Raw genomic sequence first — 22,876 nt, forward strand, 5'->3', positions numbered from 1 at the left:
CAGCTTCCAGCTTCCAGCTTCCAGCTTCCAGCTTCCAGCTTCCAGCTTCCAGCTTCCAGCTTCCAGCTTCCAGCTTCCAGCTTCCAGGCTTTACCTGCCTACGGGCTGCTGCTGGCATTTCCCTTGCAAGCCGAGCGGCGCTTCACTAGAATGGCCGCCCCAAACCCTATGTTCCACTCCTTGCCAGACTGTTTGGGCAGCTGGCTATAACCCGTAAGGAGCTTATATGCGTCATTACGAAATCGTATTCCTGGTTCATCCGGACCAGAGCGAGCAGGTTAGCGCGATGGTTGAGCGCTACAGCAAAGTGATCGAAGAAGACGGCGGTAAAGTACACCGTCTGGAAGATTGGGGCCGCCGCCAGCTGGCTTACCCGATCGACAAGATCCACAAAGCTCACTACATCATGATGAACGTTGAGTGCAGCGCCAAGGCACTGGATGAGCTGAGCGAAAACTTCCGTTACAACGATGCCGTTATCCGTAACATGGTCATCCGCCGTGACGAAGCCGTTACCGAACAGTCTGACATGCTCAAGTCCGAGGAAAGTGGTCGTGGTGAGCGTCGCGAGCGTCGCGAGCGCAACGACGACAACGATTCCAACGACAATGCTGACAACAGCAACGACGCCGACGACAACGGTGACGACGAGTAAGTTTTTTCAGTTCCCATTCCAGAATTAAGGAGACGCTGCCATGGCACGTTTTTTCCGTCGCAGAAAGTTCTGCCGTTTTACCGCTGAAGGCGTAAAAGAGATCGATTACAAAGATCTCAACACTCTGAAGGCCTATGTCACCGAGACCGGCAAGATTGTCCCGAGCCGCATCACCGGTACCAAGGCCAAGTACCAGCGTCAGCTGGCCGTTGCTATCAAGCGCGCCCGCTACCTGGCTCTGCTGCCTTACACCGACGGCCACGGTCGTTGATTGGTAGCCAAAAGTAATTGATCGGGAAGCCGAATCGGCATGCAGGGGCTCGCTGAATTCATAATGCGCGGTCGCAGGCAAGCTACCCTGGTGGTGGGTTTGTCAGTCGCCGTCCCCCTGTTGTTCTGGTTTGGTGCAGTAGTGCTGGCGCTGGTGTTATTGCGCCGCGGCTGGTCGGAAGGCAAGTCGGTTGTGGTCTGGGGCGCGCTACCCGCGCTGGCCTGGGCCCTGATAGGCGATCCGACCCCGCTGCTGGTACTGCTGGGGAGTGCCGCGCTGGCGCTGTTGTTGCGTCAGCACAGCGAGTGGTCACTGGTGACCATGGCGGCCGCACCGCTGGGGCTGGTATTTGCCCTGGTGCTGATGGCGACACTGCAAGCCCCCTTACAGCAGTTGGCCGAGCAGATCCAGGCGGCTCTGCCGCAGATGCTCAGCGAGCTGGGCGAGGTTGACGAGGCTGCTCTGGCACGCCTTCAGACCATGCTGGTGCCGCTGTTGGCTGGACTGATGGGTGCCACCCATGCAGCCATGACGCTGGTCAGCTTGATGCTGGCGCGCGCTTGGCAAGCCAGGCTGTACAACCCGGGTGGTTTCCGCGAGGAGTTTCACCGCCTGCGGTTGGCGCCCTGGATGGGCCTGGTATTGCTTCTGGCCGTGTTTGGTGCGCCGCAGGTTGATGGCCTGGTGCTGTTGGCGCCGGTGGCCACCGTGCCGCTGCTGTTTGCTGGCCTGGCGCTGGTGCACGGTGTGGTCGGTATCAAGCGCCTGGGTATCGGGCCGCTGGTCGTGCTGTACGTAGCGTTACTGTTCGTGTGGCAAGTGCTGTACCCCCTGATCATGATTTTGGCGTTTATTGATAGTCTGTTTGATTTCCGTTCCCGCCTTCAGCCGGTTTCCGGCGGCGGCAACGATGACTCAAACGGTCAAGGTTGAATTAAAGAGGTCATCGCAATGGAAGTTATCCTGCTCGAAAAGATCGCGAACCTGGGTAACCTGGGCGACAAAGTCGCTGTTAAAGCTGGTTACGCTCGCAATTTCCTGCTGCCCTTCGGCAAGGCCACCCCGGCCACTGCTGATAACGTAGCTGCTTTTGAAGCACGCCGCGCCGAACTGGAAAAGATCGCTGCCGAGAAGAAAGCCGAGGCTGAAGCCCGCGCTGCCAAACTGGCTGATCTGACTGTCACCATCGCCGCTAACGCCGGTGAAGAGGGCAAGCTGTTCGGTTCCATCGGTACTCGTGACATCGCCGACGCTGTGACTGCAGCTGGCGTTGCCATCGAGAAGAGCGAAGTCCGTCTGCCCGACGGCGCGCTGCGTACCGTTGGCGAGTTCGACATCGACGTGCAGCTGCACACCGACGTTGACGCTACCGTCAAGCTGGTTGTTGTGGCCGGCTAATAACGATTGGCCTCGCGCTATCCGCCTTGAGCGGATGATTTGCCGGGGCTTTGTCGTTAGACTTCAACACGGCGCCTGTCTGCGGACAGGCGCCGTGTTGCATTTCTGATCAGGCTGTTTTGAGCGCACTCCCATGACCGAATCACTGTATACCGACCGTCCCGAGCTGGACCTGCAGACCGCAGCCTTGAAGGTGCCCCCGCACTCGATTGAGGCCGAGCAGGCAGTACTTGGCGGCGTGATGCTGGACAACATGGCCTGGGAGCGAGTCGCCGAACAGCTGACTGACAGCGATTTTTATCGCCACGACCATCGGTTGATCTTTCAGGCGCTGGTGCGTCTGGCCTCGCGCAATCTGCCGTTTGACGTGGTGACCCTGGCGGAAGAGCTGGACAAGGAAGGGCTGACCGACCAGGTCGGTGGCCTGGCCTACCTCGGGCAGCTGGCGAAGAACACCCCCTCGGTGGCCAACATCAGCGCCTACGCCCAGATCATCCGTGAGCGCTCCACCCTGCGCCAGCTGATCAGCGTCAGCACCGAGATAGCCGATACCGCCTTCAACCCCAAGGGTATGCAGGCGACCGAGGTGCTCGATGACGCCGAACGCAAGATTTTTTCGATTGCCGAAAGCCGCCCAAAGACCGGTGGGCCGGAAGGGGTCAATGCCCTGCTGACCAAGGCGATCGATCGTATCGACACGCTGTTCAACAGTGAGGGCTCGATTACCGGCCTGTCGACCGGCTTTACCGAGCTGGACAACATGACTTCCGGCCTGCAGCCAGCTGACCTGATTATCGTCGCGGGTCGTCCCTCCATGGGTAAGACCACCTTTGCCATGAACCTGGTAGAAAATGCGGTGATGCGCAGTGACAAGGCGGTACTGGTGTTCTCGCTGGAGATGCCAGGTGAATCGCTGATCATGCGTATGCTGTCTTCCCTCGGGCGTATCGACCAGACCAAGGTGCGCTCAGGTCGGCTGGATGACGAGGATTGGCCGCGCCTGACCTCGGCGGTCAATATGCTCAATGACCGCAAACTGTTTATCGACGACACCGCAGGTCTGTCGCCGATGGAGATGCGTACCCGCGCCCGCCGGATCGTGCGTGAGCACGGGGACCTCGGGTTGATCATGATCGACTACCTGCAGTTGATGCGTATCGGCGGCGCGGCGTCGGAAAACCGGACCAACGAGATCTCCGAGATTTCCCGCTCGCTCAAGGCGTTGGCGAAGGAGTTCAACGTGCCGGTCATCGCGCTATCGCAGCTCAACCGCTCGCTGGAGCAGCGCCCCAACAAGCGCCCGATCAACTCCGACTTGCGTGAGTCCGGTGCGATCGAGCAGGACGCCGACGTCATCATGTTTGTCTATCGTGATGAGGTCTATCATCCGGATACCCAGGACAAGGGGATCGCGGAGCTGATTATCGGCAAGCAGCGTAATGGCCCCATCGGCACGGCACGGATGGCGTTTCTGGGCAAATACACCCGTTTTGAAAACCTCGCGCCCGGCTCGTACTCCGGCTACGGGGAGGAGTGAAGATGGCCGTCTCTATTCCGGTCGCCAAGCATCAGCTGTTCGACTATCCACGTTACTGGGCCGAGTGTTTCGGTCCGGCGCCCTTTATGCCGGTCAGTCGTGAGGAAATGGATCAACTGGGCTGGGACAGCTGCGATGTGATCATCGTTACCGGTGACGCCTACGTGGATCATCCCTCGTTCGGTATGGCGGTGATCGGCCGCTTGCTGGAGGCGCAAGGGTATCGCGTTGGCATCATCAGCCAGCCGGACTGGCACAGCAAGCAGGACTTCATGAAGCTCGGCAAGCCCAACCTGTTCTTTGGGGTGGCTGCCGGCAACATGGACTCGATGATCAATCGCTATACGGCCGACCGCAAGGTGCGGTCCGATGACGCCTACACCGCCGGCGGGCAGGGTGGCAAACGCCCCGACCGCGCCAGCCTGGTTTACAGCCAGCGCTGCCGGGAGGCCTTCAAGGATGTGCCTATCGTGCTCGGTGGCATCGAGGCGTCGCTGCGCCGTATCGCCCATTACGACTACTGGCAGGACAAGGTGCGGCATTCGCTGCTGGTCGATGCCAAGGCCGATATCCTGCTCTACGGTAACGCCGAGCGTGCTGTCGTCGAAGTTGCTCATCGTCTGAGTCGCGGTGAGTCGGTTCAGGACATTACCGATGTGCGTGGTACGGCCTTTATTCGTCGTGACACGCCCGAAGGCTGGTTTGAGCTGGACTCCACCCGCATCGACCGCCCCGGCAAGATCGACAAGATCATCAACCCCTACGTCAACACCCAGGACACTGCCGCCTGCGCGGTGGAGCAGGCCAAGGGGCCGGAGCCCGAGTCGACGGCCGACGAGGTCCAGGTAATCGAGCTGTTGCCGCACCCGCGGCTTGAACGCGACCGTACCGTGATCCGGCTGCCTGCCTTTGAGAAGGTCAAGGGTGATCCGGTGCTCTATGCCCATGCCAACCGCGTGCTGCACCTGGAGACCAACCCGGGGAACGCCCGTGCGCTGGTGCAGCGCCATGGTGACCGCGATGTCTGGTTCAACCCGCCGCCGATTCCGCTGAGCACCGAGGAGATGGACTACGTCTTCGGCTTGCCCTATGCGCGCGTGCCGCACCCGGTCTATGGCGGGGAGCGCATCCCGGCCTACGAGATGATTCGCTTCTCGGTCAATATCATGCGCGGCTGCTTTGGTGGTTGTACCTTCTGTTCGATCACCGAGCATGAAGGGCGCATCATTCAGAACCGCTCGCATGATTCGATCATTCGCGAGATCGAGGATATGCGCGACAAGGTACCGGGCTTTACCGGAGTGGTGTCTGATCTGGGTGGTCCCACCGCCAACATGTACCGTATCGCCTGCAAAAGCCCGGAAATCGAGGCCGCTTGTCGCAAGCCGTCCTGCGTGTATCCGGGCATCTGCGACAACCTCAATACCGACCACTCCTCGCTGATTGAGCTGTACCGCAAGGCGCGCGCGCTGCCAGGGGTGAAGAAAATCCTGATTGCCTCGGGTTTGCGCTATGACCTGGCGGTAGAGTCGCCGGAATACGTGAAAGAGCTGGTGACCCACCATGTCGGCGGCTATCTGAAGATTGCGCCGGAGCACACCGAGGAAGGGCCGCTCAGCAAGATGATGAAGCCCGGCATCGGCAGCTATGACCGCTTCAAGCAGATGTTCGAGAAGTTCTCGAAAGAGGCGGGCAAGGAGCAGTACCTCATCCCGTACTTTATCGCCGCCCACCCGGGTACCACCGATGAAGACATGATGAACCTGGCGCTCTGGTTGAAACGTAACGGCTTCCGTGCGGATCAGGTGCAGGCATTCTATCCCTCGCCGATGGCGACTGCGACGGCCATGTACCACTCGGGCAAGAACCCGCTGCGTAAGGTGACCTACAAGAGCGATGCTGTCGGTACCGTCAAGGGCGAGCGCCAGCGTCGTTTGCACAAGGCGTTTCTGCGTTACCACGACCCGAACAACTGGCCATTGCTGCGTGAGGCGCTCAAAAGCATGGGACGCGCCGACTTGATCGGTAATGGCAAGCATCAGTTGATTCCCAGCTTCCAGCCGGCGGTAGGCAGCTACCAGAGTGCGCGGCGCAAAAACTCTACGCCAACCGGCAGCAAGAAGGCCGGCCGCATGCTGACTCAGCACACCGGCTTGCCTCCGCGTGAAACAGGTGCAGGCAAGAGCCAGAGCAAGCGCTCGCGCACCGGCAGCGGAGCAGGGCGCAAGAGCCGCTGAAGACCGCCGCTATTGCACCTATAGCGGCTTTCAAATGGCTCGAGTTGTCCTATGCTTCTAGAGTGGTGTCTGTAAAGCGTGGCCAGAGGGCCGTGCTGCAGACCTGGTCTGGAGGTGGCTTATGTGGAACGAAACCTGGCTGAACTGGTGGGCAGACTACGCTGGCGCAAGCGCCGCGTAGCGATCCTGTCGGTCTGTGCAGCCTGCTGCATTACAGCAGGCTGAGGGTGTCGTTTTTCAATGCGCGCCAATGCTGCAGTTGCTCGCGCAGCTGATTGAGCTCGACCGGCTTGGCCATGTGTCCGTTCATGCCGGCTTTGCGGGCGCGCTCGCGGTGCTCCGGCAGGATATGAGCCGTCAGCGCAATCACCGGAATGGGCTGAGCGCCGCTGCGTTGCTCCCAGCGACGTATCTGTTCCGCTGCAGTGAAACCATCCATCTCGGGCATCTCGCAGTCCATCAGCACCAGATCAAAGCTTTGCTGTTGCACGGCCTCGACCGCCCGGGCGCCGTTGTCTACTGCCGTTGCCGACACACCCAGCTTTGCCAGCATGCCGAGGATCACCTTGGTGGAAATGGCGTTGTCTTCGGCAATCAAAACCCGGTACTCCCCATCCATGCCGCTGTCCTGCTCGGTTTCCTGCTGATCGCGATCAGCAGTGTCGCCGGAGGCGGCGCGGCGCTGACTCCATTCGTCAATCAGGGTCGTGCGCAGGGTGTAGCCGGCGACCGGTTTGCTGAGAATGCGGCGGATGCCGGCATTTCGCGCAATCACGCGGCTGGGCACCTGATTGATGCCGGTCAGCATGATGATCAGCAGGTCGTTGCCCAGCACGGGGTCATCCTTGATGCGGCTGGCCAGCTCCACGCCACTCATACCTGGCATCGACTGATCCAGCAGAATGATGTCGAAGGGATTCCCCAGGTTGGCCTGGTTGCGCAGCGTCGCCAGTGCCTCACGGCCGCTTGACGCGCTCTGGGCGCGCATACCCCAGGCGGTGGTTTGCTGCTGCAGCACCTTGCGGCAGGTGGCGTTGTCGTCAACGATCAGAATGCTGCGGTCAACCAGACTGCGGCCCTCGGCGGAGGCTTCTTCTGCCGGGTTGTCCAGATGGGTTGCCGGCAGGGTAAACCAGACCGTGTTGCCCTGCTCACCGCTGGCCTTGATGCCGATCTGGCCCTGCATCATGCCGATCAACTGGCGGGTGATGACCAGCGGTAGCTTGCCGTCGGTGTCGGACTGGTCGAGGAAGCGGGTGACCTTGAAGTCGCTGTTGAGCAGGCTGTCTCGCGCCTCTTCCGGCATGTTCTCGCCGGTGTCCTGCACGGCAAAGCGCAGCTGCGGGGTGTTGTCGCGTTTCTCCAGTCCGACGACCAGCAGTACTTCACCTGAGTCGGTCTGATGCAAGGCGTTGGCCAGCAGGTTCATCAGCACCTGCCGCAGGCGGGTAGGATCGCCCTGCAGTGTGCGCGGAACCTCCGGATGCACGAAGCCGATCAGCTCGACGCCCTGCGCCTCGGCGCGTATGCGGTAGATGTCGAGGCAGTCGTTGACCAGTGCATGCAGGTCAAACTGTACGCGCTCCAGCGTCAGTTGACCTGACTCCAGTCTCGACATGTCGATAATTTCATTGATCAGGTTGAGCAGATCATTGCCCGAGCCGTGAATGGTTTGTACGTAGTCGCGTTGCTTGGCCGAGAGAGCGGTGTCCAGCAGCAGTTCACTCATGCCCAGCACGCCGTTCATAGGGGTGCGTATTTCATGGCTTATGCGGGCCAGAAACTCGGCCTTGGCGCGCTGTTCGGCGCGAGCCGTGGCGCTATCCTGCCGCTCGCGAATGCGGCGTGTGAGCTGCAGTTGCAGGCGGCGGTACAGGCTCCAGCTGAAGCTGACCAGCGCGCTCCAGAGCAGCAAATCAGCCAGGTAGGCGTGTGGCAGTTGCTTGCCAATGTACTCGGCAACCAGGCCCTGGCCGAGCAGTAGCACAGCGCCCAGGCTGAAGGGGCGGTCCCATTGCTGTTGCGTGGTATGCAGAAGGCCGAGAATGACCAGCATGCAGGCCGGCAGGCCGATCAGCATCAGGTTGGAGATAAAGCGGAACAGGGGCGGGAACGCAGCGGCGATGGCAACCAGCAGAGCGCTGGCGATGGCCAGGCCATACACAGCACGTTGCAGCCCCTTGGTCTGTCGGGCGTTGAGCTGGCTGAGCAGCAACAGGGCCAGTAACGGATAGGCGCTTAGCAGCAGTATCTGTCCGGGTTGGCCATGCAGTTGCGGCAGCAGACTGACGATCCAGTTCAGCGCCGTGACATTGCTGGCGGCAAGCACCAGGCCAGCGGCCGCCAGCAGCAGATGAAATGGGTCGCGACCAATCAGACCGTGCAGCATGCCATGCAGGAACAGGGCAAGCAGCAGCCCCACCAGAATCCCCTGTACGGTCTGCTGCATGGAGTGCTCTGCAGCGGCCGCCGCAATATCCTGCAACACGATGCGGGCAGCCAGTGGGTAGTCGTTCTTCAGGCGCAGCAGCAGGGTGTCGCCTGCAACGCTGCTGCCGTCGAGTGGGAACGCGTAGCCGTGAAAGGGTAGCGGACGGCTGCTGAAGGGTTGGCTGGTGCCGGTGCGGTAGAGCTGGCGCGGCTCGTTCTGGGTCAGGCGGTAGACTTCGATCAGGCCGATGGCCGGGTTGTCGATGGTCAGTAGTTTGTCCTGTACCGAGTCGAGGGTGAATTCGACCCACAGGGTGCCGTTGTTGCCGGGCAGACGCAAAGGACCTTCCGGTGCGGGGATAAAGCGGTTCGCGTAGCGATTGGAGAGAATGTCCTGCAGCGTCAGATTGCCACCGGGGTCGACGAAGGTACGGTAGGCAGGCGTGCTGCTTTCCACCGTATCAACCCAACTGGTGAACGTGAAGGCGATGCCGAGCAGCAGGGCGAGCAGCAGTGAACTGACTGGCTTCACGTGGGGTCCTGTCCTTGGTTTGGATATCCGGTTTCAACGATTCGTGGGCCAGTATAGCCCAGTGTGGACTCGCTCGAAACGGATCAAGCGGACAGTCTTCTGTCCGTCCGGACCCTGATGCCCGGGCGGATGAAGTTTTGCGGCTAATGCCCGCGCGCCGAGCCAAAATCCCGGCCTGGGCATCCTGTGTGCTTGCTTGTGGCCATGCCTGGGCTCCCTAGTGCGGGGCCCCAGGCATGCCCGATGACGCCTAGCTTTCGCGGGCAATGGCGCGGTAGCCGATATCCTTGCGGTAGAAACAGCCGTTCCAGCTGATCTGTTCGGCCAGTCGATAGGCACCCTGCTGGGCTTCGCGCACGCTGTTGCCTAGTGCGGTGGCGCACAGAACGCGGCCGCCGCTGGTGGTCACTTGACCGTCCTTCAGCGCGGTGCCGGCGTGGAAGACCTTGCCGCTGTCGCTGACAGCGACATCCAGGCCGTTGATGACGTCACCTTTGGCGTAGTCAGCCGGGTAGCCGCCGGCAGCCAATACGACGCCCAGGCTGCAACGCGGGTCCCACTTGGCGTCAACTTGATCCAAGGTGCCGGCGTTTGCTGCTTCGACCAGCGCAACCAGGCTGGATTGCAGGCGCAGCATGATCGGCTGGGTTTCCGGATCGCCGAAGCGGCAGTTGAATTCGATCACCTTGGGGTTGCCTGCGGCATCGATCATCAAACCGGCGTAGAGGAAGCCGGTGTAGACGTTGCCTTCGGCAGCCATGCCACGCACGGTTGGCCAGATGACCTGTTCCATGACGCGCTGATGAACCTCGTCGGTGACCACTGGAGCGGGAGAGTAGGCGCCCATGCCGCCGGTATTGGGGCCGGTGTCGCCGTCGCCAACGCGCTTGTGATCCTGGCTGGTGGCCATCGGCAGCACGTGTTCGCCGTCGACCATGACGATGAAGCTGGCTTCTTCGCCGTCGAGAAACTCCTCGATGACTACGCGTGAGCCTGCTTCGCCGAAGGCGTTGCCGGCCAGCATGTCGCGCACGGCATCCTCGGCTTCCTGCAACGTCATGGCAACGATCACGCCCTTGCCCGCAGCCAGGCCGTCGGCCTTGATGACGATCGGTGCGCCTTTCTCGCGCAGGTAAGCCAGCGCGGGCTCGATCTCGGTAAAGTTCTGGTACTCGGCGGTCGGAATCTGGTGACGGGCCAAAAAGTCCTTGGTGAAGGCCTTGGAACCTTCCAGCTGCGCGGCACCGGCGGTCGGGCCAAAGCAGGGCAGGCCGTGCTCGCGGAAGCGATCAACGACACCCGCTACCAGTGGTGCCTCGGGACCGACGATGGTCAGGCTGACGTTGTCCTTGGCAAATTCGACCAGCTTGTCCAGCTCCAGCACGTCGATGGCGACGTTTTCGCACTTGGCCTCGATCGCAGTGCCGGCGTTGCCCGGGGCGACAAAGACCTTCTCGACGCGCTCATCCTGCGCCACTTTCCACGCCAGCGCGTGCTCACGCCCGCCGCTGCCGATAATCAGTACATTCATGTAACTCTCCTGTGGAGAGAGCTTCAAGCTTCAAGCTGCAAGCGGCGCTGTGGGGCGCTCTGCTTGCGGTTTGCGGCTTGCGGCTCAGGGATTAGTGGCGGAAATGGCGCATGCCGGTGAAGACCATGGCCATGCCGGCTTCGTCGGCGGCGTCGATCACTTCCTGGTCGCGCATCGAACCGCCGGGCTGGATAACGGCGCTGATGCCGACCTTGGCGGCATTATCGATGCCGTCGCGGAACGGGAAGAACGCATCGGATGCCATGACTGCGCCGGCGACCTGCAGGCCGGCGTGCTCGGCCTTGATGGCGGCGATGCGGGCGGAGTTGACGCGGCTCATCTGGCCGGCGCCGACACCGATGGTCTGGCGGCCTTTGGCGTAGACGATGGCATTGGATTTGACGAACTTGGCGACTTTCCAGGCGAACACCAGGTCGTGGATTTCCTGTTCGGTCGGTGCGCGCTTGGTGACGATCTTCAGGTCGTCTGCGGTGATCATGCCGATGTCGCGGCTCTGCACCAGCAGACCGCCGTTGACGCGCTTGAAGTCCCAGTCGGCCTGGCGTTCACCGCTCAGCTCACCGCATTCGAGCAGGCGTACGTTGGCTTTGGCGGCGACTGCGGCGCGGGCTTCGGCGCTGATGCGCGGGGCGATGATGACTTCAACAAACTGACGCTCAACGATGGCGGCAGCGGTGGCGCCGTCCAGCTCGCGGTTGAAGGCGATGATGCCGCCGAAGGCGGATTCGCTGTCGGTGGCCCAGGCCAGATCGTAGGCCTTGCGGATACCGCCTTCGTCTTCCGGCACCACGGCCACGCCGCAGGGGTTGGCGTGCTTGACGATGACGCAGGCCGGCTTGGTGAAGCCCTTGACGCACTCCAGTGCAGCATCGGTATCGGCGACGTTGTTGTAGGACAGTTCCTTGCCCTGCAGCTGAATCGCGGTGGCGATGCTGGCCTCGCTCGGAGCGGCTTCCTTGTAGAAGGCGGCGGCCTGGTGCGGGTTCTCGCCGTAGCGCATGTCCTGCACCTTGATGAACTGGCTGTTGAAGGTGCGCGGGAAGGCGGCGCGGTCCTCGGTGCTCAGGGTGTCGCGGGTCTGCTCGATGGTGCCGAGGTAGTTGGCGATCATGCCGTCGTAGGCAGCGGTGTGCTCAAACGCCTTCAGGGCCAGGTCAAAGCGCTGGGCGTAGGTCAGGCCGCCGCTCTTCAGGGCTTGCGCGATGCTGCTGTAATCGCCGGCATTGACGACGATGGCAACGTCCTTGTGGTTCTTAGCGGCGCTGCGAACCATGGTCGGGCCGCCAATGTCGATGTTTTCAATGGCATCGGGCAGGGTGCAGCCGGGCTTGGCGACAGTGGCGGCGAAGGGGTAGAGGTTGACCACGACCATGTCGATGGGCTGGATGCCATGCTCGGCCATGACGTCACCGTCGATATCGCGACGACCGAGGATGCCGCCATGGATTTTCGGGTGCAGGGTCTTGACCCGGCCGTCCATCATTTCCGGGAAGCCGGTGTAGTCAGCGACTTCAACGGCCTTGATGCCCTGCTCGCAGAGCAGCTTGTAGGTGCCCCCGGTAGACAGGATTTCAACGCCTTGGGCGCTCAGCTCGCGGGCAAAATCGACGATACCGGTTTTGTCAGAAACGCTGATCAGCGCACGGCGTACCGGCAGGCGGGTAGTTTGGTCGGTCATCTTGGATCCAGGCTAGGAGGTTGTCGTGTCGAGTCATTCATGGTCGGGTTGGGCTGAACGCTTTAGGCTGGGAGGTCTGGCTCGTTGTGCCAAAAGAGGCCGGCTGCCCGGCTCACCTCTGACTGCTGCTAACTTCCAGCTTTCAGCTTCTAGCCTTCAGCCAGCTGTTTCAGAGCAATCCGTACTGCTTGAGCTTCTTGCGCAGGGTGCCGCGGTTCAGGCCCAGCACTTCGGAGGCGCGGGTCTGGTTGCCCTTGACGTAGTTCATCACGCTTTCGAGCAGCGGCGCTTCGACTTCGGACAGCACCATGTTGTAGACGTCGGTCACGTCCTGCCCCTCAAGGTGCTGAAAGTAGTTGTGCAGGGCGTCCTCGACGCTGTCGCGCAGCGTTCTTTGATCGCGGGTGTCGTTGATCCCGCTGGCGGGAAGGGTGGATTGACTGCTGTCGCTCACAGTGGGGTTTCCATCAGGTAGGGTTGTGTCGAAATTCATGCTGCCAGATCTCCGTCCAACAGGCGGCTGAAGTAGCCGGCAATGGCGCTTGCCTGCTGGTCAGCGTCGGTGATGCGGTTGAAGTCGCGGCGAAACTCGCCGGCACCTGGCAGGGTCTGCAGGTACCAGCTGACGTGCTTGCGGGCGATACGGGCGCCGTGTTCAGCGCCATAGAAAGTATGCAGGGCCTTGAGGTGCTGCATTAGTATTTGCTCCTGCTCGGCTAGCGGCGGCTCGGCCAGCAGCTCTCCGCTGCGCAGGTAGTGGTCGATTTCGCGGAAGATCCAGGGGCGGCCCTGGGCGGCGCGGCCGATCATCACCGCATCGGCTCCAGTATGCTGGAGTACCTCGGCGGCCTTTTGCGGGCTGTCGATGTCGCCGTTGGCAAACACCGGAATCGAGATGCTTTGCTTTACTGCGGCGATGGTGTCGTACTCGGCATGGCCGGTGTATAGCTCGGAGCGGGTTCGGCCATGCACGGCCAGCGCCTGAATGCCGCTGTCTTCGGCAATACGCGCGATGCGCAGGGCGTTGCGGTTCTCGGGGTCCCAGCCGGTGCGGATTTTCAGGGTGACGGGAATGTCCACCGCCTGCACCACTGCCGCACAGATGGCGGCCACCAGCGGTTCATCACGCAGCAGCGCGGAGCCGGCCGCCTTGTTGCAGACCTTCTTGGCCGGGCAGCCCATATTGATGTCAATGATCTGGGCGCCGAGCTGGGCGTTCATGCGCGCGGCCTCGGCCATCATCTCGGGATCGCCGCCGGCAATCTGTACCGAACGGGGTTCGGGTTCGCCGTCGTGCTGCAAGCGCAGGCGTGATTTGCGGCTGTTCCACAGACGGGTATCGCTGGTCACCATCTCGGATACCACCAGACCGGCACCCAGGCGGCGGCACAGCTGCCGGAAGGGCTGATCGGTAACCCCGGCCATAGGGGCCAGAATGACACGATTGGCTAACTGGTAAGGTCCGATACTGATCACTGCTGGTCCATCCCTGTAATGCCCGGTGGTCTGTGCTGTAACAACAGCACGGCAGCCCGTCCGGTGTCCCGGTCAGGGTGATGAAGTGCGAAAAGGGTCGCCATGATACCCGCAAAGTATGGCCGGTTAAAGACTGTGCTGGGCGTTTTTTGTACAGCCAGTTTAGGTCAGCTGCGCGCAAATGTGCTCGGGTACTCGACGAAAGGATGACGCTTTGACCGCGGAATCATCAGGGCGCCACAAAGTCCAGCTGGTAGCTGACGGCCGCGCTGCCTGGCGCGACCATGTTCAGGGCTATATGGATGGGCGTTTGTGACGGCATCAGGTTGCGCCCGGCCAGCTCGCCCGCCAGGTACTCTTCTGGGCGGAAGTCCTTGCTGCTGACCGTCTCGCCTCGGCTGTTGCTGAACTGCATGCGGATAACCGGGAAAGGTTGCGAGTAGTCTGCCCGGTTATAGATGATCACGTTGATATCCAGACTGTTGGGGAACTCCGGATGCGGCCTGACCAGCAGGTTGCTGCTGCGGATCTGGCTGATATCAACGCGAGCCGGCAACTGGCAGCCGGCAACCAGGCAGATGTCCTGCATGACTGGGCGCAGCTGGTTGTCGCGTGCCCAGGCGTCAAAGTTGTAGTACACGGCCTGCGCTGCCAGGCCGAGAACGGCGAGCAGGCATAGCGCGCCCCAGAGCAGGTTGCTGCGGGCTCGGCGGCGGCTCAGCGGGGCGGCCAGTTGCAGTGGCTCATCTTCCAGCTCAGGCAGAACACGGCGGGTGTCCAGGCGGGGTTCGGTGCGCCCGCGTTCGTCGTCGGTGTTTTCCTCCGACTCCGGCTGCTTGGCGGTATCGGTCGAGGCGTCATCGGCGTAGAGCGGGCCTTCGGGCTGGCCACGGCGGAAAATGGCGCTATTGTCCGTGTCCTGCAGCGGCACCTGATGGGCGCGCGCGGGTTTGGCGGGCGGCTCTGCTTCAGGCTCTGGCTCGTCTTCTGGCTCTGGGCGCGAGGCAAAAACCGGCGCAAAGTCGCGGGCCTTCGGTGTCGCCATAAAAGCCTCGTTCAGCTCCAGTTCGTCATCGCTGTCTAGGCTGCTGAAGCCGGGTTCGACGCGCTCGTCGTCCCGGCGGGCCGTCTCGGCCAGGGTCAGCTCGGACTCCTCATCATCAAGCAGTTCAAAACTGGCCGGCTTGGGCTCAGGGGTGGCTGGCTTGGGCGGGGCCTCGCGCGGCGTCAGCTCGTCCAGAATCGACTCATCCAGGCCGAGGGCTTCCAGGTCGAGCTCATCCAGTTCCAGATCGTCGTGGATCAGCAGGGTTTGCTGTTTGTCGACAGCTTGACTGGCAGCAGCGGGCTCGGCAGCGGACCGGGCCTGCCCGGCAGGCAGAGCGTTGAACACCTTCAGGCAGGCACCGCAGCGCACATTACCGGCAGCAGCCTGCAGCTGCTCCTGAGTGAGGCGAAAGTGGGTCTTGCAGAAGGGGCACTGGGTGACCTGCAGTTCGCTCATGTCTGGCCGGCTGTCCTGTTACGTGGAGTAAGTGGCGAAAGGGCTATTTTGCCCGTATTAGCGACGCGCTGTCATCGCCGCTTGCCGCTCACCCGGATCCAGCCATCCTGTTCTGCGACGGGGTCCAGCTCAAAGTCGCCCTGGTAGGCCTGCAGGATCTCCTCGGTCTGCTCTGCGAGGATGCCGGACAGCGCCAGCAGTCCGCCGGGTTTGACCAGGCTGGCGAGCTGCGGCGCCAGGCTCACCAGCGGACCGGCGAGGATATTGGCTACCAGCACATCCGCAGGAGCTGCGGGCATGTGCTCGGGCAGATAGAGGTCGAAGTGTTCATCGGCAATCTGGTTGCGCCGGGCATTGTCGCGTGAGGCTTCCAGCGCCTGAATGTCGATGTCGGTGCCCACCGCATGCTTTGCACCCAGCAGCAGGCCGGCGATGGCCAGGATGCCCGAGCCGCAGCCAAAATCGATCAGTGTCTTGCCCTGCAGCTGTTGGGCGTCGAGCCACTGTAGGCACAGGGAGGTCGTCGGATGCGTGCCGGTACCGAACGCCAGGCCCGGGTCCAGCAGCAGGTTGACTGCATCGGGGTCGGGCGCGGCGTGCCAGCTGGGAACAATCCACAGGCGCTGGCCAAAGCGCATGGGGTGGAAGTTGTCCATCCAGCTGCGTTCCCAGTCCTGATCCTCGATCTGTTCCAGCTCATGTGCCGGCAGCTCGGCCTGCCATAGCAGATGCAGGTGTTGTAACAGGGCCTCACCGTCGGTGTCGGCCTCGAACAGCGCCAGCAGGTGGGTGTTGGACCAGAGCGGCGTGGTGCCCAGGTCAGGTTCGAAAATCGGCTGATCTTCGGCGTCCATGAAGGTGACCGATACCGCACCCAGCGCCAGTAACTGGTCCTCCAGTGCAGGGGCCTGTTCGGGGGTAATGGCAAGACGCAGTTGCAGCCAGGACATAGGGGGGCTCCTTCGGAGCAGCTGCAAGCGACAAGCTTCAAGCTGCAAGATCAGCGGAAAAACAAAGGGAGCGATAATTCGCTCCCCGAATGGTGCAGATAATACGCTGTGAGCTTGCAGCTTGCAGCTTGCAGCTTGCAGCTTGCAGCTGGGGCTTACTTCAACCCCAGCTTGTGCTCAAGATAGTGAATGTTGACGCCGCCCTTGCAGAAGCCGGGGTCGCGTACCAGTTCACGGTGCAGCGGGGTGTTGGTCTTGATGCCGTCGACTACCAGTTCGTCGATTGCGTTGCGCATGCGCGCGAGCGCTTCGTCACGGCTGGCGCCGTAGGTGATCAGTTTGCCGACCAGCGAGTCGTAGTTCGGCGGGACCTTGTAGCCGCTGTACAGGTGCGAATCAACGCGTACGCCATTGCCGCCGGGTGCGTGATAGAAGGTCACGGTGCCAGGGCTGGGCATGAAGGTGCGTGGGTCTTCGGCGTTGATGCGGCACTCGATGGCGTGGCCACGGATGACAACGTCGTCCTGAGTGATGCTCAGCGGCTGGCCGGAGGCGACCAGGATTTGCTCTTTGACGATGTCGATGCCGGTGACCATTTCGGAGACCGGGTGCTCGACCTGAACGCGGGTGTTCATCTCGATGAAGTAGAACTCGCCGTTCTCGTACAGGAACTCGAAGGTGCCGGCGCCACGGTAGCCCAGGTCGATACAGGCCTGAACGCAGCGGGCCTGAACCTCGGCACGGGCCTTCTCGTCGATGCCGGGTGCAGGTGCTTCTTCAATGATCTTCTGGTGACGGCGCTGCAGCGAGCAGTCGCGATCGCCCAGATGAACAGCGTTGCCCTGACCGTCAGACAGTACCTGAACTTCCACGTGACGCGGGTTGGTCAGGAACTTCTCCAGGTACACCATCGGGTTGCCGAAGGCGGCGCCCGCTTCAACCTGGGTCAGCTTGATCGACTTGATCAGCTCGGACTCTTCATGCACGACGCGCATGCCGCGACCACCGCCGCCACCGGCGGCCTTGATGATCACCGGGTAGCCAACGCGCTGGGCAATCTTCAGGCATTCGGCTTCATCTTCGGGCAGCGGGCCGTCGGAGCCGGGCACTGTGGGCACGCCGGTTTCCTTCATGGCGGCAATGGCCGACACCTTGTCACCCATCAGGCGGATCACGGCGGCGCTGGGGCCGATAAAGGTGAAGCCGGAGTTCTCGACCTGCTCGGCGAAATCGGCGTTCTCGGCCAGGAAGCCGTAGCCAGGATGAATGCCGTCGGCGCCGGTCACTTCGGCGGCGCTGATGATCGCCGGAATATTCAGATAGGACAGCGTTGCGGGCGCCGGGCCGATACAGACGGATTCGTCAGCCATGGCCAGGTGCATGAGTTCACGGTCGGCGGTAGAGTGCACCGCCACGGTTTTCAGACCAAGTTCCTTGCACGCGCGGATAACCCGCAGGGCAATTTCACCTCGGTTGGCAATAAGTACTTTTTGCATCGCAGCCTCCAGGTTGGGCTCAGGCGATGCTGAACAGCGGTTGATCGAATTCGACCGGCTGGCCGTTGTCGACCAGAATCGATTGCACTACGCCGCTCTTGTCAGCTTCGATGTGGTTCATCATCTTCATGGCTTCGACGATGCACAGTACGTCGCCGGCCTTGACGCTCTGGCCAACTTCAACGAATACCGCGGCAGTCGGTGACGGCGAGCGGTAGAAGGTGCCGACCATCGGCGAGCGAACCAGGTGACCGCTGGGCTCGGCCGGGGCGGCCGGTGCATCGGCTGCAGCCGGGGCTGCCGCCGGTGCGGGGGCTGCGGCAACCGGAGCCGGAGCGACCTGATATTGCGGAGCGGCGACCTGCTTGCTGTGGCGGCTGATGCGCACAGACTCTTCGCCTTCATGAATTTCCAGTTCGTCGATACCGGACTCTTCCAGCAGTTCGATCAGCTTTTTGACTTTGCGAATGTCCATTGATGCATGCACTCCAGATCAGGTTTGCGTAATTCAGTGTTGTTCGATCTTCTCGATGGCGGCCTGCAGAGCCAGCTCATAGCCCTGGGCGCCGAGACCGCAAATCACTCCTTCGGCAACGTCCGAGAAATAGGAGTGATGACGGAAAGGTTCGCGCTTATACACGTTGGATAAGTGAACTTCGATGAATGGGATGCTCACTGCGAGCAATGCGTCACGTATTGCCACGCTGGTATGGGTAAAAGCGGCGGGATTAATGATGATGAAGTCGATGGCTTCATCGCCGGCAGCGTGAATGCGCTCGATCAGCTCGTGCTCGGCGTTGCTTTGCAGGCTCAGCAGGTGGTGACCACGCTGGCTTGCCCGCTCGCGCAGGTGCTGGTTGATCTGCTCCAGGGTGGCGGCGCCGTAAACACCGGGTTCGCGGCTGCCCAGGCGGTTCAGGTTAGGTCCGTGCAGAACCAGGATGCTGGCCATGGTACGTAAGTTCCGTTGTATGACGGGTGACCCGTCAGTCGCATTTTTTTGGCAGTTTGCCGCAATCCGTCCGGCCTGTCCATAAGTGGAATATTGACCTCAGATGTCAGCATGATGGCTGCATTATAGCGCAAACTTATTTTTGGCTGGCGCGTTCGGCGAGTGCGGCGAATTCGTCCTTTGAGACTTCGCCTTGAATGCGCAGGTCACGTTGTTCGTTGCCATCGGCGGCGAAAAACAGGTAGGCCGGTGGTCCGAACAGCTGCTGGCGTGTGAGCCACTCGCGCTGGGCGGGGGTATTGTCCGTCACGTCCAGCTTGAGCCGCAGGTGATTGCCCAGCAGCGTCTGGATCTCAGGCTGATTGAGGATGGTGCGCTCCATGACCTTGCAGCTGATACACCAGTCGGCATACAGGTCGACAATGGCGGGCTGGCCCTGTTTTGCTGCCTGGTTGAGCGCCTGTTGCAGTTGCGCGGGGTCGTCCACGGTGGTGAAAAATGCGCTGCTAGCGCTATTGCCTCCCCCGGTCAGTGGCTGCAGTGGGCGCAATGGATCCTCGCCTCCGGCCAGGGCGCCAAACAGCGCGGCGGCTGCATATAGGCCCAGCAGCAGAGCGATGGTCTGGCGCAGATAGTGACCGCTTTGCAGCGCCGCCAGGCGCACGGCCAGACCCGCGGCGAGGGCGGCCCACAGCGCCAGGCTGACGGGGCCGGGCAGTACCCGCTCCAATAGCCAGATGGCGACCGCCAGCAGACCAAAGCCGAACAGATGTTTGACCGTTTCCATCCAGGGGCCGGAGCCGGGCAGCAGGCTTTTGCCGAACAGGGTGATCAGCAGCAGCGGGGTGCCCATGCCCAGGCCCAGGGCAAACAGGTTGATGCCGCCGCCAAGGGTGTCGCCGGTACTGCTGATATACACCAGTGCACCGGCCAGCGGCGCGGAGATACAGGGCGATACCACCAGCGTAGAGAGGGCGCCCATGGCCGTGGCGCCCGGCAACGAGCCCCCGTGTGCGCGGCGATTCAGGCGTTCCAGCGGCTCGCGAACAAACTCGGGAAGGCGCAGCTCGAAGACGCCAAACATGGCCAGCGCGAACAGAACAAAGAACACCGCGAACGTGCCCAGCAGCCAGGGTGATTGCAGGCGCGCCTGCAGGTTCAGTGCGGCGCCAAAGCTGCCGATCAGGGCGCCGACAATCGCGAGTGTCACGGCCATGCCCAGCACATAGCCCAGGGCCAGGGTCATGGCGCGGCCGCGGCCGATCTGACTGCGACCTAGCACCATGCTGGAGAGGATCGGCAGCATCGGCAGCACGCAGGGGGTGAAGGTCAGGCCAAGGCCGGCGGCAAAGAACAGCAGCAATGCAACCAGCCAGCCACGCTCGCTTGCTGGCGTGCTGTCGGTGCTGGGGGCGGTCGGGGCGGCGGGCGCGACGCTGGCTGAGCTGCCTGGCGCTGAGGGCAGCTGCAGCGTGACGGTTTCGGGTGGATAGCACAGGCCGGCGTCGGCGCAGCCCTGAAAACCGAGACTCAGGCTGCGGGTGCCTGCGGGCAGCGTGGCGGGGTCGAGCTGAATCTGCAGCTGGTTGTAGTACACCTCGACATCGCCAAAATACTCGTCGGTCTTGTGGATGCCCTCAGGTAGTTGCATCTGCAGGACGCTGCCGTCGTCGGTGCCGACTTGCAGACGGTGGCGATAGAGGTAGTAGCCGGGGGCGATGTCAACGATCAGGGCCAAAGCGTCGGCGCTGGCGTCCAGAACGCCCGGCTTGAACGCCTGGTGCACCGGGAGAAAATCAGCCTGATTGCTGCTGCCTTGCAGCAGGCTGGCGCTGGCGCGGTTATCGGCGAACTGCGCGTGGGCACCGCCAGCGCACAGCAGGAGCAAAAGCAGGACGAGGCGAAACGCAGACATGGGGTGACCGGCCAGATAAACGGAGGGTCATCATAAAGGCTGGGGTCAGCAGGCGAAAGGGCGCGGTACCTTGGGCAGGTTGCAAGCTGTGTCAAACGCCCGGCACGCGTCAGCGCTGCGCCGGGCGTGCCAGAGCAGGGCTCAGCTCAGATACGAAATGCCGAGACGGCTGACAGCAAGGCGCGACTGCGCTGGCTGATTTGCTGGGTGTGCTGGCGCGTGTGGCCGACCATACTGAGGTTGGCGTCGCTGAGCTGATGGATCTGCTGGCTGTTTTCGCGGATGGTACGCACCCGGTCTGATTGCGCGTCGGTGTGGGTGGCGATGTGTTCGGCCAGTTCGGTAATGCGGTCGATGGCATTGACGATACGGCCCAGCGCCGCATCGGCCAGTTGGCCCTGCTCGGCGGTATGGCGTGCCTGCTTGACCTGTTCCTGCATCTGGCCGGCAGATTGGCGGGCAACCTCCTGCAAGCGTTCGATCAGTTGGCGAATCTCCTGGGTCGAGCCTGCGGTGCGCTGGGCCAGGCCGCGCACCTCATCGGCGACCACCGCAAAACCGCGCCCGGCTTCTCCGGCCCGCGCTGCCTCGATGGCGGCGTTGAGGGCCAGCAGGTTGGTCTGTTCGGCAATGCCCTGAATGACCTGCAATACGCCGCCGATGGTATCTGATTCGGCGACCATGCGGTCGATGGTGCGAGCGCTGGCCTGAACTTCCTGCACCAACTGTTGCATCTGCGCGATGGTGCCACCAATGACCTCCTGGCCGTCGCGCACCTCGCGATTGGCTTCGCGAGCCAGTTCGGCGCTTTCGCCGGCGTTGGTGGCGACCAGGCGGATCGCTTCGTCCATCCCGCCAATATCCTGATTGATCGACTGGGTGTCGCGCTGTTGTTGTGCCGCTCGGTCGTGGGTGTCTGCGGACAGTCGCTCCAAGTCGTCGCTGGTGCCGCTCAGCGCCTCGGCCTGCTGATTGATGGTGGTGACCAGTTCGATCAGGTATTGGCGCAGCTGGTTGGCCGCCAGCTCCAGCTGCTTGAGTTCGCTGATGCGCGAACTGGATTCCAGCGGCTGCGTGAAGTCGCCCTCAGCGTAGGTAGACAGTACCGGTGCAAAGCGGGCGATCGCCTTGGACAAGGCCCGTTGGGAGCGCTCGATCAGCAGCGCTATGACAATAATCAGACCGATGATGCCTAGCTGGACGTTGCGCACCTGATTGGTGATGCCGTCACGCGCGGCAGTCAGCGCCGGGCGCATCTGGGCAGCGCCGTGCTGCAGGCTGTCGATACGTTCGCCAGTGATGCTCTGCAACTGGGCGCGCTCGACGATCAGGGCGCTGGTGCGTTCCAGCTCGCCCGGGTAGCGGTTGAGCAGCGACAGCAGGCTGCGCTTGTAGTCGGCGCCGGGGTCAACGGCTTCGCTGCTGTTCCTGGTGGTCACTCCCAGCAGGGAGGCGAAGGGGTCGTTGCTGCTGTCCTGTTCCTCGACTACGCCGAGCAGGGGCAGGGCCTCCAGCGCCGCGGCGCGGTCCTGGGCACCCTTGACCAGGCGTTGCAGGTTGGCCAGCAGGGTCGGGTCGTTCTGGCTGAACAACTTGCCTCGCGCCAGGCTGATGCGCAGCAGGTCACCTTGCAGTTCATCGGTCAGGCGCACGTACTCCATCGCCTGACGGGCCCCCTGCTGCTGGCCGTCGCGCGCATAGCTGGCCAGATGGTCCAGCTCAGCCTGCATTTCACGCTCGGCCTGGGTCAGCAGCCCCTGCGGATCGCCCGACAGCTTGCCGACCGCCAGCAGATCGGTCTGCATAAATTCGATAAAGGTGGTCAGTGGTGCTGCCAGCGGCTGACGGATATCATCCGGAAAGGCCTGCAGGCTCTGCTGCAATCCCTCGGCAGTATGTTGCGCCTGCTGCAGGCGCACCGCGTCGCCGCTCAGCCGGTAGGCCTCGGTGTCGCGCTGCAAAGCCTGGGTCTGGCTGACAATATTGAGGTAGGCGTCCATCAGGGTATAGGGCACCTTCAGCGCCTGCTGTGCCCACCATAGACTCGCGGCCAGCGCGATGCCAACGGCAGCCAGCAGGCAGGTATTGAACAGGGTCAGGGTTTTCAGGCGCATGAGCGAGCCCTCGGCAGGACGAGACAGCAGTGATTTTAGTGTCATTTATGTGACAGCTTGATGAAGGGTGGCACTGTGCCTTTATCCTCAAGTCGCAAGATAGGCGCTTTGACTGGATCGGGCGGGCAGCCATGGGGCGGCGATGATATGCTGGTGCGCATGACAGCTACAGGAGTCTG

At 62.1% G+C, this 22,876-nt stretch carries 19 protein-coding genes; 7 read left to right on the forward strand and 12 right to left on the reverse strand.

Features of this window, described 5'->3' with window-relative positions; all coding sequences use genetic code 11:
- The 7 genes from ASB58_RS20155 to ASB58_RS02650 all read left to right on the forward strand — a co-directional run.
- Nucleotides 1–210, forward strand: a 210-nt coding sequence (locus ASB58_RS20155; protein ID WP_235827168.1) for a hypothetical protein, incomplete at its 5' end; no start/stop codon positions are given.
- 16 nt (nt 211–226) lie between these two features.
- Complete coding sequence (rpsF, locus tag ASB58_RS02625) at nt 227–655, forward strand: 30S ribosomal protein S6 (RefSeq protein WP_083723773.1); 429 nt, start codon at nt 227–229, stop codon at nt 653–655.
- Nucleotides 656–695: 40 nt separating this feature from the next.
- Nucleotides 696–926, forward strand: a complete 231-nt coding sequence (rpsR, locus tag ASB58_RS02630; RefSeq protein WP_083723771.1) for a 30S ribosomal protein S18 — start codon at nt 696–698, stop codon at nt 924–926.
- A 93-nt stretch (nt 927–1,019) separates the two neighbouring features.
- Entirely contained in the window at nt 1,020–1,859 is an 840-nt protein-coding gene (locus tag ASB58_RS02635; protein ID WP_235827249.1) for a YybS family protein, read from the forward strand.
- Between the two features lie 18 nt (nt 1,860–1,877).
- Nucleotides 1,878–2,324, forward strand: coding sequence for a 50S ribosomal protein L9 (rplI, locus tag ASB58_RS02640; protein ID WP_083723767.1), 447 nt, complete (start codon nt 1,878–1,880; stop codon nt 2,322–2,324).
- Nucleotides 2,325–2,457: 133 nt separating this feature from the next.
- Nucleotides 2,458–3,861 (forward strand): replicative DNA helicase, encoded by a 1,404-nt coding sequence (gene dnaB / locus ASB58_RS02645; protein ID WP_083723765.1) that lies wholly within the window; start codon nt 2,458–2,460, stop codon nt 3,859–3,861.
- 2 nt (nt 3,862–3,863) lie between these two features.
- Nucleotides 3,864–6,098, forward strand: coding sequence for a YgiQ family radical SAM protein (locus tag ASB58_RS02650; RefSeq protein WP_118129254.1), 2,235 nt, complete (start codon nt 3,864–3,866; stop codon nt 6,096–6,098).
- Nucleotides 6,099–6,309: 211 nt separating this feature from the next.
- Here the strand turns inward: ASB58_RS02650 and ASB58_RS02655 are convergent, their stop codons facing one another.
- From ASB58_RS02655 to ASB58_RS19990, 12 genes are all read right to left on the reverse strand, one after another.
- Nucleotides 6,310–9,060 carry a response regulator gene (locus tag ASB58_RS02655; RefSeq protein WP_118129255.1) on the reverse strand — a complete coding sequence of 917 codons (2,751 nt, stop codon included), beginning with the start codon at nt 9,058–9,060 and terminating at the stop codon, nt 6,310–6,312.
- 250 nt (nt 9,061–9,310) lie between these two features.
- A complete protein-coding gene (gene purD / locus ASB58_RS02660) occupies nt 9,311–10,591 on the reverse strand; it encodes a phosphoribosylamine--glycine ligase (protein ID WP_118129256.1) in 1,281 nt (426 codons plus the stop codon).
- A gap of 91 nt (nt 10,592–10,682) precedes the next feature.
- Nucleotides 10,683–12,290, reverse strand: a complete 1,608-nt coding sequence (gene purH / locus ASB58_RS02665) for a bifunctional phosphoribosylaminoimidazolecarboxamide formyltransferase/IMP cyclohydrolase (protein WP_118129257.1) — start codon at nt 12,288–12,290, stop codon at nt 10,683–10,685.
- A 169-nt stretch (nt 12,291–12,459) separates the two neighbouring features.
- Entirely contained in the window at nt 12,460–12,783 is a 324-nt protein-coding gene (gene fis / locus ASB58_RS02670; RefSeq protein ID WP_096003448.1) for a DNA-binding transcriptional regulator Fis, read from the reverse strand.
- Complete coding sequence (gene dusB, locus ASB58_RS02675) at nt 12,780–13,766, reverse strand: tRNA dihydrouridine synthase DusB (protein ID WP_096003449.1); 987 nt, start codon at nt 13,764–13,766, stop codon at nt 12,780–12,782. The genes fis and dusB overlap by 4 nt, the downstream gene beginning before the upstream one ends.
- Nucleotides 13,767–13,995: 229 nt before the next feature.
- Complete coding sequence (locus tag ASB58_RS02680; RefSeq protein WP_118129258.1) at nt 13,996–15,270, reverse strand: zinc-ribbon and DUF3426 domain-containing protein; 1,275 nt, start codon at nt 15,268–15,270, stop codon at nt 13,996–13,998.
- 71 nt (nt 15,271–15,341) lie between these two features.
- On the reverse strand, nt 15,342–16,220 hold the full coding sequence (prmA, locus tag ASB58_RS02685; protein WP_118129259.1) for a 50S ribosomal protein L11 methyltransferase: 879 nt from the start codon (nt 16,218–16,220) through the stop codon (nt 15,342–15,344).
- Between the two features lie 155 nt (nt 16,221–16,375).
- The gene (gene accC / locus ASB58_RS02690) at nt 16,376–17,716 is read right to left on the reverse strand and encodes an acetyl-CoA carboxylase biotin carboxylase subunit (protein WP_083723748.1); all 1,341 of its coding nucleotides are present in this window, start codon (nt 17,714–17,716) and stop codon (nt 16,376–16,378) included.
- Nucleotides 17,717–17,735: 19 nt separating this feature from the next.
- Entirely contained in the window at nt 17,736–18,191 is a 456-nt protein-coding gene (accB, locus tag ASB58_RS02695) for an acetyl-CoA carboxylase biotin carboxyl carrier protein (protein WP_096003452.1), read from the reverse strand.
- A 33-nt stretch (nt 18,192–18,224) separates the two neighbouring features.
- Nucleotides 18,225–18,668 (reverse strand): type II 3-dehydroquinate dehydratase, encoded by a 444-nt coding sequence (aroQ, locus tag ASB58_RS02700; protein ID WP_118129260.1) that lies wholly within the window; start codon nt 18,666–18,668, stop codon nt 18,225–18,227.
- A gap of 136 nt (nt 18,669–18,804) precedes the next feature.
- Complete coding sequence (gene dsbD, locus ASB58_RS02705) at nt 18,805–20,583, reverse strand: protein-disulfide reductase DsbD (protein WP_118129261.1); 1,779 nt, start codon at nt 20,581–20,583, stop codon at nt 18,805–18,807.
- Between the two features lie 146 nt (nt 20,584–20,729).
- Nucleotides 20,730–22,742, reverse strand: a complete 2,013-nt coding sequence (locus ASB58_RS19990; protein ID WP_118129262.1) for a methyl-accepting chemotaxis protein — start codon at nt 22,740–22,742, stop codon at nt 20,730–20,732.
- Nucleotides 22,743–22,876: the final 134 nt, after the last annotated feature.

The sequence above is a fragment of the Pseudomonas abyssi genome, assembly GCF_003444685.1.
Lineage (GTDB): Bacteria > Pseudomonadota > Gammaproteobacteria > Pseudomonadales > Pseudomonadaceae > Halopseudomonas > Halopseudomonas abyssi.

Excerpts from the sequence above, each read along its gene's own strand:
- dnaB (WP_083723765.1), top strand. The coding sequence starts at position 2,458 with ATGACCGAATCACTGTATACCGACCGTCCCGAGCTGGACCTGCAGACC.
- accC (WP_083723748.1), bottom strand. The coding sequence starts at position 17,716 with ATGCAAAAAGTACTTATTGCCAACCGAGGTGAAATTGCCCTGCGGGTT.
- rpsR (WP_083723771.1), top strand. The coding sequence starts at position 696 with ATGGCACGTTTTTTCCGTCGCAGAAAGTTCTGCCGTTTTACCGCTGAA.
- ASB58_RS19990 (WP_118129262.1), bottom strand. The coding sequence starts at position 22,742 with ATGACACTAAAATCACTGCTGTCTCGTCCTGCCGAGGGCTCGCTCATG.
- purD (WP_118129256.1), bottom strand. The coding sequence starts at position 10,591 with ATGAATGTACTGATTATCGGCAGCGGCGGGCGTGAGCACGCGCTGGCG.
- fis (WP_096003448.1), bottom strand. The coding sequence starts at position 12,783 with ATGAATTTCGACACAACCCTACCTGATGGAAACCCCACTGTGAGCGAC.
- dsbD (WP_118129261.1), bottom strand. The coding sequence starts at position 20,583 with ATGTCTGCGTTTCGCCTCGTCCTGCTTTTGCTCCTGCTGTGCGCTGGC.
- aroQ (WP_118129260.1), bottom strand. The coding sequence starts at position 18,668 with ATGGCCAGCATCCTGGTTCTGCACGGACCTAACCTGAACCGCCTGGGC.
- rplI (WP_083723767.1), top strand. The coding sequence starts at position 1,878 with ATGGAAGTTATCCTGCTCGAAAAGATCGCGAACCTGGGTAACCTGGGC.
- ASB58_RS02650 (WP_118129254.1), top strand. The coding sequence starts at position 3,864 with ATGGCCGTCTCTATTCCGGTCGCCAAGCATCAGCTGTTCGACTATCCA.
- ASB58_RS02680 (WP_118129258.1), bottom strand. The coding sequence starts at position 15,270 with ATGAGCGAACTGCAGGTCACCCAGTGCCCCTTCTGCAAGACCCACTTT.
- purH (WP_118129257.1), bottom strand. The coding sequence starts at position 12,290 with ATGACCGACCAAACTACCCGCCTGCCGGTACGCCGTGCGCTGATCAGC.
- accB (WP_096003452.1), bottom strand. The coding sequence starts at position 18,191 with ATGGACATTCGCAAAGTCAAAAAGCTGATCGAACTGCTGGAAGAGTCC.
- rpsF (WP_083723773.1), top strand. The coding sequence starts at position 227 with ATGCGTCATTACGAAATCGTATTCCTGGTTCATCCGGACCAGAGCGAG.
- prmA (WP_118129259.1), bottom strand. The coding sequence starts at position 16,220 with ATGTCCTGGCTGCAACTGCGTCTTGCCATTACCCCCGAACAGGCCCCT.